This is a genomic window from Psychroflexus torquis ATCC 700755, from assembly GCF_000153485.2.
GTDB classification, from domain to species: domain Bacteria; phylum Bacteroidota; class Bacteroidia; order Flavobacteriales; family Flavobacteriaceae; genus Psychroflexus; species Psychroflexus torquis.
In genome coordinates this window covers 799,221-818,467 of record NC_018721.1, presented here as the reverse complement: position 1 = coordinate 818,467, position 19,247 = coordinate 799,221, and the positions used below count along the sequence as shown (strand labels likewise).

The window sequence follows — 19,247 nt, the reverse complement described above, 5'->3', positions numbered from 1 at the left end:
CACCAACCGAATGATGTTTTGGAATAGCCTCAATACAGCTGTTCAGCTTGAAATAACTTCCATGGATCACACAATTAATGTACTTCCTCCCTACCATACTTCAGGGTGGAACGTGCTATTGCTTCCAATGCTTCACCGCGGGGCGCGAGTAGACTTCATGAGAAAGTTTAAGCCAGAAAAAATTTTAATCTACATTCAAGAGGAGCCGATAAGTTTATTTCTTTCTTTACCAACGATGTTGCGCATGATGGTAAAATCCAATGCATTTAAGGGATTCAAGGCAAAAAAATTAAATTATTTTATCGTAGGTGGGGAGAATCTTTCTAACAAATTGATCGATATCTGGGCAGAAAAGGGGATCCTTTTAAGCCAAGGCTATGGTCTTACCGAAGCAGGGCCTTCTATTACTTCTCTTCACCGGCATGAAGCGCTATGGAAAAAAGGCTCTATAGGAAAACCTAATTTTTACGTGGATATGAAAATCGTTAATCACGAAAATGAAGAGGTAGTTGAAAATGAAGCTGGGGAACTTTGTATAAGAGGGAATATTGTTACACCTGGTTATTGGAATAATTCACCCTACACTTTACAAAAAATTAAAAATAAATGGTTGCACACCGGCGATATTGTGAGGATGGATGAGGATGGATTTATGTATATGCTAGGTAGAAAAAACCAGATATATATATCTGGTGGTGAAAACATTCATCCCTCAGAAATAGAAAATGTACTTTATCAGCTTGAAGGAATTATGGAGGCAGCAGTAGTTGGAGTAGAAGATGAAAAGTGGGGTGAAACGGGAGTTGCCTTTGTAGTGCTTCAAAATCAAAAACTTCAGGAAAAGGATATAAATTCTCATCTGAGAAATCATTTGGCTTCGTACAAAGTTCCACAGAAAATTATAATTATGGAGAATTTACCCAAATCAGGACTAGGTAAAATTAACAAATATGAATTGAAAGTCGCATTTAAAAAAATGAATAATGATAAAAAGAATATTTTGTAGTTGCATGATATTGTGTTGGCTAAGTGCTGTAAGTCAAAACCAAATAAGTGATATTTTAAACTATGATGAAGAAGTGAAAAAGATTTCAATAGCAAACGAAAAGATCGCATTCACAGATGAAGGTTCTGGGGAAAAAACACTTGTGTTTATTCACGGGCTTTCTAGTAATTTGAAGTCCTGGTATAAGAATGTTTCCGCACTTAAGGCCGATTATAGATGCATAGCTCTAGATCTCCCAGGCTACGGGAAATCCACAAAAAACAGTACAACTTATTCCCTGAAAGATTACGCTGGTTTTCTCAATAGTTTTATTGAAATAATGAATCTTACTAACGTCGTTTTATTAGGACATTCTATGGGAGGTCAAGTCGCAGTTATCACTGTGTTAGATGCACCAGAGAATTTTATAAATCTTGTGTTAGTGGCATCTGCTGGAATAGAAACATTCTCAGAAAAGGAGGCTATGGTGATGAAAGCTTCCTATACTACTGCAATTGTGGAAGAATCCACACCAGAACAGATCAGAAATAATTTTGAAATGAACTTCTATCAATTTCCTGAAGATGCGGAATTTATGGTTAGAGAAAGAATCGCGATGAGAGATACTGATGATATGAATATCTATTCTGAAGTGGTGGTTAATAATATTCATGCCATGTTGGATGAACCAATAATCGATAGACTTTCCAGTATTGAAATACCCGTCTTAATGATCTACGGGAAAAATGATCTTTTAATACCCAATAAATATTTTCATCCATCCCAAGATATTCGCTCTTTGGTAAAAGATGCTAAAGAAAGGATTTCAACCCTTAAAGTCAGACTTATTGACGAGGCAGGACATTTTGTTAATTTTGAAAAACCTGATGAAGTTAATGAAGAGATTAAGCAATTCTTAAAACAATAGTGAAATCCAAGCTCAAAATATTCAATGATTTTGCCGAAGGAATTCTTCCCCATGAGGCTTCATACCTCTTAAGTGATAATAAAATAAGAGATGACGAGAAAGAATCTATTCTTAATAAAGTTTGCGACAATGCCAGTTCATTAGTCGTTTCTCATTATTTTGATGAAAATATAGATAAGAGAAAATATACTTACATCAAAAAATGGATTACAAAAAAACTAGAAAGAGCAGATGTGGATGAGTATCTAAGCTACCTTTATATCACTGAAAATAAAATTTTAACCGATACAATTAAACCTCTAGAGGAAGAGAATTTATTGAACCAGATTGATAACTTTAATTCGACCTCCTTTTATTTTCAGAAATTCTATGAACTCGTGAGGGTGTATCAGGATTTTCTTTTAATACGCTTTCGATACCAAGATTGTAAATTGACTGAAGCTTTTTTGAAAGATAACAGTGAGTTTTATCTTAAAGCAGTGGAGGTGAAGGAACAGCTTTTTTTGCCACTAAAGATCTTACCAAGCAATATACTGAGGGCAGCCTTAACACTAAACATTGGGAAGAAAAACTACTAGAATTTATGAGCAGTGATATTCTAGATGGCTTTAACAGATACAATGCTTTTGTACGTCTAGTGTTTTTATATTTTAACTATAAGGAATATGATAAGGCTACGAAGGTTTTTGACCAAGTTGATACTTATTTTAATGAGGGTCAAATGTACTCCCGTCGAATTCTTTTCAACTACTATGCAAATCGAGTGATACTCCACTCCAATCTTGATGATCTCGATAAGGCAGAATATTATGCTCAACTATCAATTAAACAAGAAAACAGCGATAAACTTTTTTACATTAATAACCTTGTAGCTATTTTACTTAAAAAGGAGAAAAATAAAGAGGCTCTCGATTTGATGATTGATAATTACGATCTTTTTAAAAAAACTCATGACAACCATCAGAAGCTTTCGTTTGCCACGCATTATATTCGAACTTTAATAAGAAATAAACGGTTAAAAGTCGCTGAGAATTTTGCTAAAAATTTTATTTACAGCAATAAGCAGAATGTTTTTGAACACCGTTGGAGATTTTTCTTTTCAAACTTTTTAATGTTGCTCACAACCTTAGAAAAGTATGAGGATGTTCTAAAAATCACTAACAAGTATAATTTAATCGAAAGAGAGGCTGAGGTAATGCAACTGGATGATTTTATTCCAAAGATCCATTGGTATAATACACTTGCCAATTACGTGTTGGGAAATTATTCTGAAAAAAAGTTAATAAATGACTTAATACAAATCTCTAAAAAGCATCATTTTACAAATAAAGGCCGTTTAGAGTATTTAAAGTTTGTCGATAAATTATCGTTTACAATACCAGAACTTTTTTCTGAAATTAAGTCGCACTTGTTCTCAGACTAGATCAAGCATAAAGTTAACCCGCATTAGTAACTTTTTGATTCTACAGTCACATAAACTAATCTTTTTTTTTGTTAAATAAAGCTGGATTAGGTTCTTAATTTAGTCTTAAATAATTTAAAATCAAATATTATGAAGATTCATTTTTCAATGTTGCTTTGCGTTATTATGAGTATTGCTTCATTTGCTCAAAAAACCAGTGTGAGTGGTACTGTTTCAGAAGTTAGTACTGAAATGCCTCTGAAAGGGACTAGTGTAGTACTAAGGGGGACTAATGTAGGTGCCGTTACTGATGTTAATGGTAAGTATATTCTTAAAAATCTTAACCCTGGTACTTTCATGTTAGACGTTTTTTATATTGGTTATAAAACTATTTCCCGTGAAATCATAATTACAGAAGGGTCTAGCCTTGTAGAGAATTTCAGCCTTGCTGAGTCATCATCTATGATGGATGAGGTTGTTATATCTGCAAACAGAAGACTACAGAAAGTAACGAGGGCTCCAGCCACTGTTAATATCATAAGCTCGGAAGATATCGAGAGATATGCTGGTAATCCAGCTGAATTAGCGGCGAGACAAAAAGGGGTTGACTATGTAAGAACAGGAGTTCTAGGCATTGGCCTAAATATTCGTGGCTTTAATTCTGCATTCAATAGTAAGAATCTTCAGGTGGAAGATGGGAGAATTTCCTCTCTTATAGCAACAGGGCTACCTTTTGGAAGTTTTTCAACAATTATAAGAGATGATGTCGAACGAAATGAAATTATTTTAGGTCCCAATGCAGCATTATATGGTCCTAATGCTCATAATGGATTAATAAGTACAATTACTAAGGATCCTAGATCATCTGAAGGAACGACTATCGCACTTGCAGGTGGAAATCAAAAACAATTCAACGTGCGTGCACGCCATGCTCAGGTTGTTAGTGATAAATTTGCCTATAAAGTTTGGGGAGAGAGGCAGCAGGGGGAGGAATTTGATTATGTGGATTCCGTTTATGTAGGGACAACGGCATACCCTGAACTGGAATTAGACCGAGATTTCTCCGTAACAAGATATGGAGCTTCTACTTATTATTCATTAACTGATAGATCAGATCTCATTGCTTCCTACGGTCACAGCAACAACAATAGCATTGGTGTAACCAATGCAGGAAGAAACCAGATTAAAGACTGGAGCATAGACTACGCCCAGCTTAAATTTGTTTCGCCTCGTCTTTTTGCAAATGTTTATCATCATTGGAGTAATACTGACGACACTTATGCTATGAACCAGAGAACTCAGAATTATGTATCTTTTATAAATAATGGTTTTTCGGATGAAGAGGCTCGAGCCCGTTCTTTTACTGAGGCCTTTCTTCCAATTCCTGGTGCTCCCGGGGGGGGAATAACTTTGCCAAGGGGAGCAGTATTTAAAGATGCTTCACGAAGATTAAATGCAGAGGCACAGCATAATAATCAGATTGGCAACCTCCTTTACGTCGCTGGTGCTCAGTTCCAACAAGATAGAGCAGATTCGCAAGGAACTTATCTGTTGGATCAGGATGGAGCTATAATTATAGACCAAACTGGCCTTTACGGTCAACTTGAATACAATGTTGAGGGTCTTGACCTTGATATTCTTTTAGTAGGAAGATATGATAATCACGAACTTTATGGTGGTAACTTTATTCCTAAAGCAGCTCTGGTTAAAAACTTTGATTTTGGAAGTTTTAGACTTACTTATGGAAAAGGGATTGCAGCTCCATCTATATTAAACTTAAGCGGTAATCTTTTTGGGGGTTTAGTTCTTGGTAATGGAGAAGGATTTACTTTACAAGACGGTACAGAAATTCAAGCTTTAAGTGTAGAGACTATACGATCCTTAGAAACTGGATATAAAGGAAAACTTTTTGGAGATAAGCTCTTTATAGATGTAAATGCTTATTACAATGTTTCAGAAGATTTTCTAAGCCCATTATTAAATGTAGCCCAGACAGATAACCCTGTAGTTAGAAGGGGAGGGACTCCAATTGCTGATGTTACCCCTGGAGCAAATGGGGCATTTGTCCTTACTTATCTCAATTTTGGAAAAGTGGATACTTATGGTGCAGATCTTGGTCTTAACTATTATTTGAACGACAGTAATAAGCTGGCTTTTAATTATTCTTATTTTAATTATTCTCTCGATGAGAATGATTCTGCCAACGATTCTAATAGAGATGGCATAGTGACCCAAACAGATTTACCAATTAACACCCCAAGACACAAAGCAAATCTTGGCTACTATTACACTGGAAATAAATTTTTTGGCTCCATTTTCAGTAGATGGGTTGAGGGATATGATTTCTTCTCAGGAATTAATGTAGCAGCGAAAACTCAAGATCTCGACGGAGATGGAATTAATGAAATCGTTGAAAATGAACGAGTAGGAAGAACTTTTAACTACGGTCCTTTAGGAGGATTTGTAAATTTTGATATAAATCTAGGCTATAATATAAATGAAAATTTAACCCTTGGGGCTACTATAACCAACATCTTCGATTCTGAAGTTAGAGAATTTGTGGCATCACCGTCTATCGGAAGATTGTTTCTCTTAGAATTGAAATATCAATTTGGTCAAAATAAAAGCAACAAAATGTAAATTCATTTATGATCCGAAATTTAAAACTTAGCAACAGTATACAGCTTGAATTCCTAGATAAAGGTGAAGGAGAAATAATTCTTCTCCTTCATGGTCTAGGCTCCACGAAAGCTGATTGGGATTTTCAAGTAGATATTCTCTCTAAAAAATTTCGGGTAATTGCCCCCGATCTTCGAGGGCACGGAAATTCATCTAAACCAGAGACTAGAGATGAATACGGCATTCCTCAGTGTGCGGAAGACATTGTCCTTTTGCTTCAGAAATTAAAAATAGTTAAGTGTTCAATAGTGGGCTTTTCTATGGGAGGTGCCGTCGCTTTTGAAATGGTAGTGAAACATCCCGAATTAATCTCTAAACTCATTATAGTAAATACAGCACCAGATTTTAATGATTTAGGTGAAATGGGTAAAGACATGATAAAAAAGCGAACCAAGACCCTTCGAAATTTTGGGATAGAACCTTTGGCCGAGGAAATAGCGGTCGGTATGTTTCCAGAAGATAGCCAAATACAACTTAGAAATACCTTTTATGAAAGGACAAAAAAAAATAGTGTTGAGGCCTACTTCAACTCATTTATTACTTTGATGGAATGGGGAATAGGAAGTAAAATTAAGGAGATAAGCGTTCCAACATTGGTCATAGCTTCAGAACTGGATTATACTCCCGTATCATTGAAAGAGGCTTACGCTAAAAAAATGAAAAATTCTAAAGTGGAAGTGATAAGCCAATCAAGACACGGGGTAACCATGGATCAACCTGAAGAATTTAATAAGATAATTTTAAACTTTTTAAACAATGGTTAGAACAGCATTGATTACAGGAAGTACTAGCGGGATAGGGTATAGTATTGCAATTGCCTTCGCTCAAGCGGGTTACAAAATTATGTTCCACGGTCTGGAAACCAATGGCTTAGAAATAGCCAAGGAAGCAGCAGTTAAATATAATGTAGAAACTAGCTTTTCCAATGCTAACCTTATGCACCCTAATGAGGTAGAAAATCTTGTGAAAAAGACATTTGAAACCTTTGGTGCTGTTGATGTACTTATCAATAATGCAGGAATTCAATTTGTTTCTCCTGTAGATGAATTTCCTTTAGAAAAATGGAACTCAATCATTGCTGTGAATCTTACCTCAGCCTTTATTGCTTCTAAGGCAGTATGGGGTGGAATGAAGAAAAGTGGATTTGGAAGAATTATAAATATTTCTTCTGTGCATGGTTTAAGGGCTTCTGAATATAAATCGGCTTATGTATCTTCAAAACACGGGATCTTAGGACTTACTAAAGTGCTAGGCTTAGAAGGTGCTGGGTCTAATATAACTTGTAATGCCATTTGTCCTGGTTATGTTAAAACTCCGCTGGTAGAAGGACAGATAAAAGATCAAAGTAAAGCCCATGGATTATCTGAAGAAGATGTAATCCAAAAAGTAATGCTTAAAAAGCAGGCGGTGAAGGAATTTATTCCTGAAGAAAAGATCTCCGAACTTGCCTTATTTTTGGCTGCAGAAAACTCATCGGCCATCACAGGTTCTTCCTTTACTCTGGATGGTGGATGGACCTCTCAATAAAAGAAAAGTAGTCTTATTTTAAAGCTAGGCATTCCTTCTTTTGAATGAGATTAACTTATAGATTTTTTCATTCCTATAGAGAAATTCATCAGTGATAAGGATATCAACCTTATACTATTAATTATTCATCTCCCTAAACTAAATCGCTAAAGAGACTACAACGAAGAAGTTGGAATCACTTCCACTATTTACAGTTCTCATTATGGACGACATAGGCGTAGCCTTGCTTTATATAATCATAAGCCCTTTTTGCCTTAAGCAGACGGCGTTCTCCATTTACCCATGTATTGAAATTATAGGGGGTTCTTGAAAAAAATGAAACTAGGTTTGCCTAGTTTCATTTTTTTATTCTCATAACTCAAGCTTCTGTAAATGACTTTATCTGTTTAAGGATATGAGAACTATTAAATTTATGGTTTTACGTTTTCCTTCGAATTCTGGAGGAGATAGTTTTTTGCGTTCGTGATGGAAGTGGTTAGCCCGTAAAAGTCAAAAGTGAGAGAATCTTGGCTGTGGAGAGCGCCCTAAGAAGCTCCTTTACAGCCCTAGACTCTCCAGCTTTTGGCTTGCGGACTAGAAACGGACAGCAGGTTGGAACGCCCAAATAGTATCTATAATATATTACAGCTATTTACAGTGTCTTCTCAACCAAAACGTCTTGCTTTAGAAAGTGACCCTTTTCGTCAACAACACTTATTTGGTAGCGACCTGGTGGGAGATGAATACTGGTTTCATGTAGCTCTGTGGTCGTGGTGAGGTAACGTTCATCGATATACCAATGGACTTCTGTGTTTTTGGAATGTGCCAACTGGAGGACAACTTCCTCATTGGTTCCCTCAAAACTTTTGGGGAGTAGAATCCGTTCATTTTTTCTTGGAAATATAAATTCCATCAACTCCTGTTCATCGGTAACTTCACCACAATTGGGGTGGAGTGGAGGAGGTGTTTTAAAACCCATAGTCTGTGTGAAATGCTTTTCAATTGGGGAGAGTTCAACAAAGGATTTCTTTTTCATTTTTGAAAGGGGATAGCAATTATTTTTGACTTCATAACGTTCCGTTTCGTCTACACTTATTTCTGTGTGATAGGTGCACTGCTGCAAGGCTTTTGAGTGGGAGGGAATCCATAAGAGTTCACTTTCATCACATGCCTTACTTTTCGGCATTCCGCTAAAAGGGCATAGGTTTACTTGTTTTACATCGTCATAAGGAGGAAGTAGCCAATCTTGGCTTTTGGGAAGTTCTTTAAAGACGTCAAACATAATTGGTGCGGCGGCTTTTATGCCCGTAAGATTTGGTCTTCCTTCGGTATCGGCATTGCCTACCCAAACGCCAACGGTATACTCTTTATTCATCCCGATGGACCAGGCATCTTTAAAGCCATAACTTGTTCCCGTTTTCCAGGCGATTTGCTGGTCATTTCCTAAAATAGCTCCAAAATTGAAATCTTCTGGGCGCTCCAGTTCCATCATCGCCTTTAAGGTAAAATAGACTGATGAGGCATGCCAATTGGAAGGTTTATAATCTAACTCCTGTTTTGTGCTTGAACCAGAGGCGTTAATAGTCAGATTTTGAATTTCACCAGTGGAGTATTGACTGGAAGACGTTACATAGGTGGAATACACGTCTTTGAAATTGACAAAGGCTTGCGTCAATTCCCATAAACTGACCTCTGCCCCTCCTAAAATCAAGGTTAATCCGTAGTGATCGACTCCTTTATTAATTTGTTGTAATCCGGCATCTCGTAAATTTTCATAAAAAAGAGGTAGACCATAGTCCTGCAATACATTTACAAAAGGAACATTCAAGGAGCGGCTTAGTGCTTGATGTGCAGGAACCAATCCATGGAATTTTTCATTGAAATTTTTAGGGCGGTATCCATTAAAACTCACAGGAACATCTTGTAATAGGGAGGTTGGTAAAATCTGACTTTCCTCTAATGCCGCCGCATATAAAAAGGGCTTTAAGGTGCTTCCCGTACTTCGTTTGGCTTGCATCATATCCACATAGCGAAAAGGACTTTTTGGAGTACTTGTATTTCCTACATAAGCCAAGACTTTTCTGGTTTTATTTTCTACCACAATTAAGGATAGATTATAAATGTTATTCTTTTGAAGTGCTCGCTGATGTTTGTCGGTAATTTGATTGGCTTTTTGCTGAAGTTGATATTGAATACTGCTTGCCATCACGTCCTCTTGGTCTTGTTGACATACAAAATCAACAAAATGAAAAGCTTGATTTGGCAAGGGTAGAGGCGTACTAGGCAAGCTTTCTAAAAGTGAAAGCTGATAGGTTTCTTCATCGATAACTTCTTTTGAAACTAGTTTTTTTAAAAGAGCGTTGCGTTTATTTAGGAATTGCTTATCGTTTTTCCCTGGATAAATGATACTTGGTGAGTTAGGTAAAACGGCCAAAGCAGAGGCTTGTCCCCACGTTAATTGCTGTGGTGAAATCCCAAAATACCGCCAGCTCGCTGCTTCTAGTCCTACCACATTTCCGCCGAAAGGGGCGTAAGCAGAGTAGTGTAGTAGGATTTCTTTTTTGCTCAACTTTAATTCTAATCGAGTGGCTTGTACCAATTCGATAATTTTCTCGGTATAGCTTCGTTGCTTATTTTTTCTGGAAAGGCGAATCACTTGTTGTGTCAACGTACTTCCACCTCTTTTGGTTGAACTCGTTAAGTTGGAATAAAATGCTTTAGCCATGGAAATAGGATTGAAGCCAGTATGCCAGTAGAAATATTCATCTTCAAAATGAACAATGGCTTGCTCAAATTTTCCGGGAACCTCTTCTGCACTCGGAAATCGCCATTGCCCATCGTCTGCAATTCGAGCTCCTAGTAAATTGCCATCCTGATCGTTGACAACACAAGAGATGGGATCGCTAAACAAAACTTTGGGTAAACTAAACCACCACACTAAAACGACAAAGAGCAATACGCCAATAAGCCATTTCCGTTTTGAAAGTTGTTTCATGAGTTATCTTTTCTACTTTTTCGAACAGCCAAGCAGCTCATTACCGTATTTTTGCGACTTGCATTAGTCCACAACTTGAATCCATTGTCCTTGAGTTCGTGCAAAGTGATTTCCGCTATACATGGCTTCAACTTGAGTTCCTGGTAAATAGTATTCTCCGAGATAAGACGCATTGACTTTAATTTCAAAGTAAGTCGATTTTCTAGCTTTCAAATCAAAGTATATATATACCCGATCATCACGGACATCTACATGATTGGCATTTTCAAAACTACCACTCTTAAAATCGGTAAATTGAGTATCGATAATTTCCCAACCACTTGGGATAAATTGACTTAGTGCTACCTCATTCAAATAGGAATTCGATTCGTTAACTACTTTCAGTCTTAGCGTGACTTCTGTTCCTTGCTTTAGGTTTTTAATATCAATAGGCTCTTTATTCACATCTGAATATTGTGTGGTGACCCTAAGATTTCTAGAAGAAGCTTGTTCCTCACCGATAGGTAACTGCCCAGATTGTAAAATATTGACAAACAAACTCCCTTCTTTATTATTTTGAACTGAAAGCTGGATTTTTGATGCTGAATCTACTTCCAAGTTGGTTTGATAAATTCCTTTTGAAGAGTTTACAGGAGTGGTCTTTCCATTCACTTGATAGTTAAAATCTAGCTCTTTACCCCCTTTATACTTGATGTATTTGGACATGGCGAGTAACGCATAAGCCGTTTCATGGGTATGCAACCATTGGTCTGAAGAAAGGATCTGGGACACTTCTTCAGCTAAGCTGTTCATTTTTTTATCTTTTATAGACACATACGTTTCCAGTATCATAGCTAAGTCCCGAAGTTTAGAGCCATACGTATATCGGTATTCAGTTTCGCTTATTTGCGAATTACTAAATTCTTGTACTAGTTTTTTAGCAGTAGACTCTTGTCCTAATCTGGCATAAGCTAACGCCAATCTTGCTTTGGCCTGGCTGCTTAAATCACTTTTGTTTTTCAAGCGATTCATCGCAGCAACTTCTGCTTCACCAGCTAAGACTAAAGTGTATAAGCGATAGGCTTGTACAAAATCACTTTCTCTAGGTGTTTCTGTCCATTTTCTAGCCTCTTCTTTTTGGTAGCTCTTCCATTTGGAAAGGAAACCAAAAGGCAATTGATAAGATTTCTCTTTGGCTTCCAACATGAAATGCCCCACGTAATTGGTAGTCCATTTGTCGGGGTCTCCGCCTGGCCAATAGGCGATTCCTCCAGAAATTGCTTGGTATCTATTTATCTTCTGAATGGTTTTTTGAACCTGTTCCTTCAGTTGATTTTCCTGTGGTACATCTAAATCGACAATGTCTGATAAAAATAACTGAGGAAACGCTTTGGAAGTGACTTGCTCTACACACCCATGCGGATAAGAGGTTAAGTAATGCAATCTCTTTTCTAAATTCATTGGAGGAAATGCACTAAAACTGATACGTGTAGAATTTGTGCCCGGCGTACCAAAAGTGCTTAATTCCAATTCTTTCTGTTCATTTTCTTTAAGTTCGAGTTTGCGAACAGTGGAACTCACAGGATTTGGATTAATAACATCGACTTCAACGTCGTTATAAGCTAGTTCATTTCCTGATTTGGCTTGGATCTTAATTTTTTGCGGACGTAAATCATCGCTAACTTTAAAATCGAAATACACTAGATATTCACCAGTTTCAGAAACTTGGAGTTCTTGTGTCGCCTCACCAATTAATTGAAGTTGGTCGTGGTTTTTTACACTTACTTGGATAGACTTAAGCTTATCGTCCATCACAAAAATAGTGACAGGAACTCTTACTTCTTCTCCAGGTGATAATTTCCTCGGTACTGAAGTTAGCAGCATCAAGGGCTGTTTTATCTTCATCACTTTATCCACACTTCCATAACTCTGTTCCTCTGGATTTCCAGCGACTAACATCACTTTTACAGAACCGATGTAATTGGGCGTGCGCAGTTGATGTGTTTTAGATTTCCCCGCTGCTAAATAGAAAGGGCCTAGATTTGTCACCACTGGCTTAAAACGCTCTGCTTTTCTGTTTTTCTTCCCTGCTGCTTCATCTCCACCACCAATCCTGTACACGTTTTTAAGACTTCCGCCATAAGCGCCAATCACATCGTCAAAAACATCGAAGGTGCGCACGCCTAAAGTTTGCTTCGCATTAAAATGTTCATAAATATCTGGTGTTGTAAAGCTGGTCAAATCCAACAAACCTTCATCAACTATGGCGATGGTATAGGTCATTGCTTTTCCATTCTCTTCTGAAACGTCTATGCTATAAGTAGATTCTGGTCGAATACTTTCAGGAAGTTTGAGTTGAGGTTGAAGTTTGCGTTTTGGGTTTTCCACTTCAATTGGGATAACTCCAAATAGACGAATGGGTAAATCGTTTGTTGTGTTTTGATGTTTTTGCAATAACGAAATGCTGATGTAAGCATTTGGAGCCATGGCTTCTGTGATAGTGAGCTCCACATCGGTCATGCCTTTTTGGGCATCAATCCATTCATGATGAATAATTTCTGCTCCATTTTCGACGCTTAGCAATGCTTTTGCTTCTGCCATGGAGGGAAAGTTGATTTTTGCCTTTTCACCTACGCTATAGGTGTCTTTATCGGTGGTGAACACCAGATTATGCTCTTTAGAGGTCCGCTGAATAGTCCACCAATCTTTAAAAAAGTAAACCACTTCACCACTGGCATGCTGGCTTTCTTCATCCACTACCCGAATTAAATATCGACCTCGGTCATCTTCAGGAATGTTTAAGCTGAATTTAGCTTTTCCATTTGCATCGGTAGTCAATTCAAAGTCCTTATAAGGCTTGTGTACTTCAGCATCTTCGTATCTGGAAAGTTGGTCATCTCCACGATTCCACCACCAACGCCATTCAATTTGATGGATGTAAACCTTTACTTTCCGCCTAGGTGCTATTTCACCTTTATAAGTTACACTTACCACTTCAAAATTTGTCGCTTGGTCGGTTTCGAAGCGATGATTTTGATGAGACGTTAAGGCTCTTAATCCAACAAAATGCGAGTAAGGGGCGTACCATTGTTCATCGACATCTATTGAAAAATCACCACCACCTTCAAAGACCTTGGTCAAAAAGTTAGCCTTGATCATTCCAGGTGGATTGTTATTGAAATTAATATTTGAGCGGATATCTGCTTGTCCATTTTGGTTTACTTCTCCTACAAACACCTGCAATTCTTGTGGGTAAAAGCGTCTTACAGGATCACTAAATTTGAAAGTTTTTAGTTTCTCAAATCGGTATTCAGCAGAAATGAACTTAGCTTTTACATCCGCTTTTAGATTTTTAGCAGTGGCGCCCGTTAGCCATTCGGTTGATAAGTTCAATTGAATACTTTTGTCAAGTCGTTGAGGTTCATCTGTCGTGGATAATTCAATTTTCAATCGGTTGGGCTTTACTGTAGCCACAGAAATAAATTTTGTAAACTTCACCGCACCTACATTTACAGCTATCCGCCAGCTTCCAGTAGCGTCTTTTTCATCTGTTGAAAGCGGAAAATGATAAAAACCATTGACAGAAGAATTTTTCACTTCAGAATACGTAAGTCTCCCTTGAGGATCAAAAAAATCAAGTTTAACAGGATGATTTTCGGGCAGTGGATTGGCAAAATCATCTAGCACAAAATTGAACTGAATGGCGTCTCCCGGTCTATACACCCCACGGTCGGTGTACATAAAAGCATTAATGCCTTTGGTGATTTTGGTGCCTCCAACTTCAAAACTACTCAGGTTTAAAGCATTCGAATTTTCAAGTTTTAAGTAAGCGTAATTGTTTGAATTTTGGGCGATTGCAAAAAATGCTTTTTGAGAGGGCTTAAATTCAGCAATCCCGTCATTGTCGGTTTCTACACTTCCTAAAACCTGCTGTTGCTGATTGTAAAAGCTAACCTTTGTTTGCGCCTCTGGAGATCCAGACAGTAAGTTTGTAGTGGCTACAAAGTAATTTCCCGTTTCTGTTTTTTTGATCAACACCCCTAAATTGGAGGCCATCACATTGCCATTTACAAAATTTTCATCATTGTAATAGGCCTCATGACACGCATTATCTTGTTCTTGCCAATTGTAAGTTGTATTTCTAAACCCCCAAGCTTCTTTATTCCAATACTCCTCTTCCTTATCCTTCTCAAATTCTTTGGCAATTTGATTTATTTTTTCAGCACCTATTTGCTCATCTTCACCACAATTGTATAGGCTGTAGGCTTTTCTGAAACTGATTTCAATTTGATAAATGGCACCAGGGGACACTTCAAATATGGAACTCAAATCCATCGCATGAGCCTGCCATTCGCCAGCATTATTTAAGTCATCTTGATTAAGCGGAATGGTTTTTTTGGCGACCAATCTACCTACATCTCTTAAGTAGTAGTTGCTTGTGGAGTTGAGTTCACTATCCTGCAAAAACTGCAGTACGTTGTTTTCATAAATTTGAACAACACGTAAGTCCACAGCGGCTAAGTTTACAGTTTCAAAATAAAAGGGGTTAGATGAACTGTTCGGTAAAATCACCCCTTGAGAAATCAACCTTACCTGTGGTTTAAGTTGCTGAAAGCGGATAGATTCTGAAAATTCAGTTTTAAGGTTACTGCCATATTCCGCTTTTATGCCTTCAAAAACCCTCAAAGTGACCTCACCTTTGAATTTGCTATTTGGAAAAACGTTTAACACATTTCCATTGACTTCAAATTTTAGATCAGTGTCATCATTCAATTGAACCAAACCTAAAAACTCTTGATTTGGGTCTAAACTTTCAGAAAAATTAATTTCTAAATAGGGCTTTTTTGCTTTTGCTATGCGAACGTCCATCACTTTAAAATTATCTTTTCCAGGGATTTTAAAAGTTTCACTTCCCTCAGTTTTGGAGTTCACTGGTGATCCATCCCAAGAAATCAAAACTTTGGAATCATCTTTTTCACGGTAAATACTATCGATGACCAATTCAAAATAGTTGGCATCAGAAGTCGTTAAAAACCGAACATCTAAGTCACTATCGTTTTGTTGTGCAGAAATACTCTTTTTGATATTTTCTAAACTAAGCACATCAGACGCCTCTATTTCTGCTGAAATATATTGCCAATCGGCATCATAAGATTGTATGGATTGGAGTCCGATTATAAAATCGGGGACTATGGTTTCAAACTTAAACTGAAACACCTTGTCCTCTTTTGGTAAGTTTTCATACAACTCACTCAAGTCAAGGTTGAATTGATAGGTTGTCGCAGGTTGGAGCTTTTGTTTCGGAATAAAACGCAGTCGATTTCCATTTTCGATATACAAATCGCCTTTTACTTCAGGTTCAATTTTTATAAATTCTGATGGAAGTTTTTGATCGGTAGTGTATTGAGGCAACTTTTCTTTCAACTGAATTTCAACAGGAGATGCCACAGAAATAGGCTGTTGAGTGTAATTCTGAATGTATTTTGAAGCAATAGCAGCTTGATCTTCAGAAGTACCGTCTGAGCAAGATTGGAATAAGAGGAGAAGACTTAAAAGGAGGAAGGACTTTTTCATAGAGATAAGCTTAAAAAATTTCAGAGTTCTTGGGTTTAAAAGTAATTATAATAGGCTAATTATGGGGCGGAAATCTGGGTTTATAAAAGCTCTGCTTATGGGACTCTATAATTTTAAGCAGGTATTTGCTGGGAAACCTAAAATTTGAATTTTATAAAATAAGGAGTGTCTCTAAAAATAATGACGGAAGTGAAAATGACGAAAATCTGCATTTGCTTTGTAGTGAAAGAGAATATGTGAGTAATGTTGACAAATATTCGTTGTATTAGAATTTTAAATCATAATTTTTTAGTATTTAATTAAAAGTCCCTTGGATACTATATATGAAAGTGTTAGTTTAGTTGGTCATAAAAACAGCGTTATAAATAGATATGTGCTCTATACTGAAGATTTTAATAGGGGTTATGGGGATGTTGTTTGCAATTTGACCAATGACATACATAAAACCAAAATATGACAACAGAAGAATTAAAAAGTAAGTCTAAAAATGAAGTAATGAACTTCATTAGACAAAGATTGAGTTTCAGTGAAAATGTAAAAAGTTCAATGAGATATTTAGAATCAGACCAAATTGAGAAACAACACAAAAGATTTGAAATGTCTGGATACGAATCTAAAACAGGAGAATGTACTGTTTGGAATACTTCCTTATTAAATGAATTTGCCGATTTAGGAATATATGATTATACTTCATATTTATTTCTTGATTTTTATAAAGGAATGCCAACACTTTATTTAAAATATTTTCAAAGAAACGAAGATTTGGAATTTGATGAATGGAGTGGATTCGGAACTACAGAAATAATCTATGAGATTTTTCAATTAACTATTCTTTCTGATAAGAGAAAACGTAGAAGAGATTAATACTTATGAAATCCAACGACGGATTTAACATATATAATTTAGATGCAAGAATGAGTGACATTAAGCTAGCCTGAATACCAGTAAAAACAAGGTGTGAACAAAACGTTACTCAGAATACAAATAAATCATTGAACCATAATTTATGAGTGAAAAATTGAAAACTTTAGCAACAAAATATAAGGAATTTGGATTTAATGTTTCTTGCATAACAAATAAACCTAATCAATATAACTTAAATTCAAGAAGTTATTTCAAAACACCCAGTCACGAATGGACAAATTTATTTGATTCAAAACAAGAAATAGATGATCTAAATAGATTTAATTGGCCTAATTCTGTTGGAATAGGTACATTTACTTACTGGAGCGATTTGGTTGTAATAGACATAGATGGTTGTAACGATATAAATTTCTTAAAACAAATTTTACGTCAACTAAATTTACCATCCGATTATGAATGGGTTGTTCAGTCCGGAAGTAAAAACGGATTTCATATTTATTATCTTGGCGACCAAATTGATGAATGCGGAGAAGATGATGTAGTTTCTGCATTTCCGCCTAAATCACAATTTGAAAGATACGTTGACAAAATCGAGTTTTTATGGAGAACACATACCGTCCTTCCGCCTTCTGTTCACGGTTCTGGAAATAAATATTCATTTTTAAATAATGAGTTTCCTAAAAATAAACCCGAAGAAATTGATACAGAAACTATATATGATTTTATTGATAAATTTTTAGATTTTAATGAAATACAAGTCGGTACAGGATATGGTGGAGTGCTGAACAAAATTAGTTCCAAAATTGATTTTGTAAACGATTTTAGTGACGACATGGATATTACAAAACATTTGCTTGACGATTTATATCTGATTGTCGATATAGAAACATCTGGTCTTCCGCAAAAGACGGCTAATGGAACTAATTATCCTGAAATCATACAAATTGCTTGGGTTGTTACGAATAAAAAAGGATTAGTCCTCAAAAAAAACTCAATCATAATTGAGACAGATTTTATTAAAGAAAATAATTATTCCTCAATCGTAAATATAGATTTTGAAGTTGCACGTAAGGTTATGTTTCCTCTACAACACGCACTTAAGAAATTAACAGAGGATATAAAAATATGTGATTACGTAGTTTCACACAATACCGATTTCGATTTAAGTATTTTAGGTCATTATTACACAAAACTTTATGGGATTAATCCACTTTCAAGAAAAGCGACAATATGCACAATGAAATCTACCGTTAACTATTGCAAAATACCTAACAAATTCGGTTACAAATTTCCAAAATTGTCTGAGCTCTACAATAAACTATTTGATTATGAAGTAAAAAATTCTCATAATGCAGAGATTGATGTACTTCATACTCTGAAATGTTTTAAAAAGTTAAAAAGCATAAATGTATTTTGATTTTATGAAATTTGATTTAAAAAACATCAATCTAGGTTTTAAGAGTTCTGATGCTCACCAAATATATTCCGAATTAAGAATATATTTTGATAATTGTAGAGATGAAATATATTTTCAAAAACATCCATTAGGTTTTAAATATTTCAAACTTGGTAATATTTCAGCTACCGAAGAATTGAGATTACACTTGTGGACAAAGACTAATGAAAATCACGATGATGATTTACAAATCCACGACCATTCTTTTAATTTTAAATCCTTTGTGGTTTTCGGATTGCTTGAGAACCATCTTTATAAACCTATCTATGAAAAAGATGCAGTTGGGTTTATTTACGATGTTCAATTCAGAAATGAGAAATCTCGTTTGTCAATTGATTCTTCTAAACAAAAGTTAGTTGACATTAAATCCGAAAAATTAACAACAGGTAATTTTTATGATATAAATAGTGATGAATTCCACAAAACAGAAAATTTATTGAAACCATCCTTGACATTAATTAAAATCACTAAACCTCAAAACAAGGTAGCAAGAGTTTTTTCGCCAAAAAGATTGAGTAAATTATCCAAGTTTGAAAGAGAATTTTTGAGTGAACAGGAAAATAAAATTCTGATAGATGAAGTTATGAATCTAATCCAATTAGGAGAAAGTATTGTAGCTAATAACTAAGTATATGGCCTGCCTGTCAAGGCACGACAAGCAGGCTAAGTGGAGACCACTATATGATTTATTGATTGATCCGGGCTTTTTAAATAAGGGGGAATACGATGAGTTGGCATTAACCTTACAAGAATAGAAGGTTGTATTTAAATTGCTTTCAAAATACGGAAACACCCCTATGAAACTCATTATTTTTGAAAATAAATAGTGTCCCTGAAAATAAATACGGAAGTGAAAATGATTAAGACCTGCGTTTGCGT

General features: G+C 36.0%; 12 protein-coding genes. 10 read left to right on the top strand and 2 right to left on the bottom strand.

Features of this window, described 5'->3' with window-relative positions:
- Positions 1–10: 10 nt before the first annotated feature.
- The 7 genes from P700755_RS20960 to P700755_RS03540 all read left to right on the top strand — a co-directional run bounded on the left by P700755_RS20960 (position 11) and on the right by P700755_RS03540 (position 7,521).
- Positions 11–1,006 (top strand): AMP-binding protein, encoded by a 996-nt coding sequence (locus P700755_RS20960; protein WP_342626353.1) that lies wholly within the window; start codon positions 11–13, stop codon positions 1,004–1,006.
- Positions 984–1,913 carry an alpha/beta fold hydrolase gene (locus P700755_RS03565; RefSeq protein ID WP_051007921.1) on the top strand — a complete coding sequence of 310 codons (930 nt, stop codon included), beginning with the start codon at positions 984–986 and terminating at the stop codon, positions 1,911–1,913. The genes P700755_RS20960 and P700755_RS03565 overlap by 23 nt, the downstream gene beginning before the upstream one ends.
- Complete coding sequence (locus P700755_RS03560) at positions 1,913–2,491, top strand: hypothetical protein (RefSeq protein ID WP_015023385.1); 579 nt, start codon at positions 1,913–1,915, stop codon at positions 2,489–2,491. Before P700755_RS03565 ends, P700755_RS03560 begins: the two co-directional genes overlap by 1 nt.
- Before the next feature lie 5 nt (positions 2,492–2,496).
- Positions 2,497–3,336 (top strand): hypothetical protein, encoded by an 840-nt coding sequence (locus P700755_RS03555; RefSeq protein WP_015023384.1) that lies wholly within the window; start codon positions 2,497–2,499, stop codon positions 3,334–3,336.
- A gap of 129 nt (positions 3,337–3,465) precedes the next feature.
- Positions 3,466–5,955: a TonB-dependent receptor gene (locus P700755_RS03550; protein WP_015023383.1), complete on the top strand. Its 2,490-nt coding sequence runs from the start codon at positions 3,466–3,468 to the stop codon at positions 5,953–5,955.
- An 8-nt stretch (positions 5,956–5,963) separates the two neighbouring features.
- Positions 5,964–6,758 carry an alpha/beta fold hydrolase gene (locus tag P700755_RS03545; protein ID WP_015023382.1) on the top strand — a complete coding sequence of 265 codons (795 nt, stop codon included), beginning with the start codon at positions 5,964–5,966 and terminating at the stop codon, positions 6,756–6,758.
- Positions 6,751–7,521 carry a 3-hydroxybutyrate dehydrogenase gene (locus P700755_RS03540; protein ID WP_015023381.1) on the top strand — a complete coding sequence of 257 codons (771 nt, stop codon included), beginning with the start codon at positions 6,751–6,753 and terminating at the stop codon, positions 7,519–7,521. Before P700755_RS03545 ends, P700755_RS03540 begins: the two co-directional genes overlap by 8 nt.
- Before the next feature lie 631 nt (positions 7,522–8,152).
- Here P700755_RS03540 and pbpC read toward each other — a convergent pair.
- Entirely contained in the window at positions 8,153–10,495 is a 2,343-nt protein-coding gene (gene pbpC / locus P700755_RS03535) for a penicillin-binding protein 1C (protein WP_015023380.1), read from the bottom strand.
- A gap of 63 nt (positions 10,496–10,558) precedes the next feature.
- Positions 10,559–16,048, bottom strand: a complete 5,490-nt coding sequence (locus tag P700755_RS03530; RefSeq protein WP_015023379.1) for an alpha-2-macroglobulin family protein — start codon at positions 16,046–16,048, stop codon at positions 10,559–10,561.
- Between the two features lie 453 nt (positions 16,049–16,501).
- On the opposite strand from P700755_RS03530, the gene P700755_RS03525 reads away from it, so the two are divergent.
- From P700755_RS03525 to P700755_RS03515, 3 genes are all read left to right on the top strand, one after another.
- The gene (locus P700755_RS03525) at positions 16,502–16,912 is read left to right on the top strand and encodes a hypothetical protein (RefSeq protein WP_015023378.1); all 411 of its coding nucleotides are present in this window, start codon (positions 16,502–16,504) and stop codon (positions 16,910–16,912) included.
- A gap of 142 nt (positions 16,913–17,054) precedes the next feature.
- Positions 17,055–18,329, top strand: coding sequence for a bifunctional DNA primase/polymerase (locus tag P700755_RS18580; protein ID WP_015023377.1), 1,275 nt, complete (start codon positions 17,055–17,057; stop codon positions 18,327–18,329).
- Positions 18,330–18,333: 4 nt separating this feature from the next.
- A complete protein-coding gene (locus tag P700755_RS03515) occupies positions 18,334–18,996 on the top strand; it encodes a hypothetical protein (protein ID WP_169314459.1) in 663 nt (220 codons plus the stop codon).
- Positions 18,997–19,247: the final 251 nt, after the last annotated feature.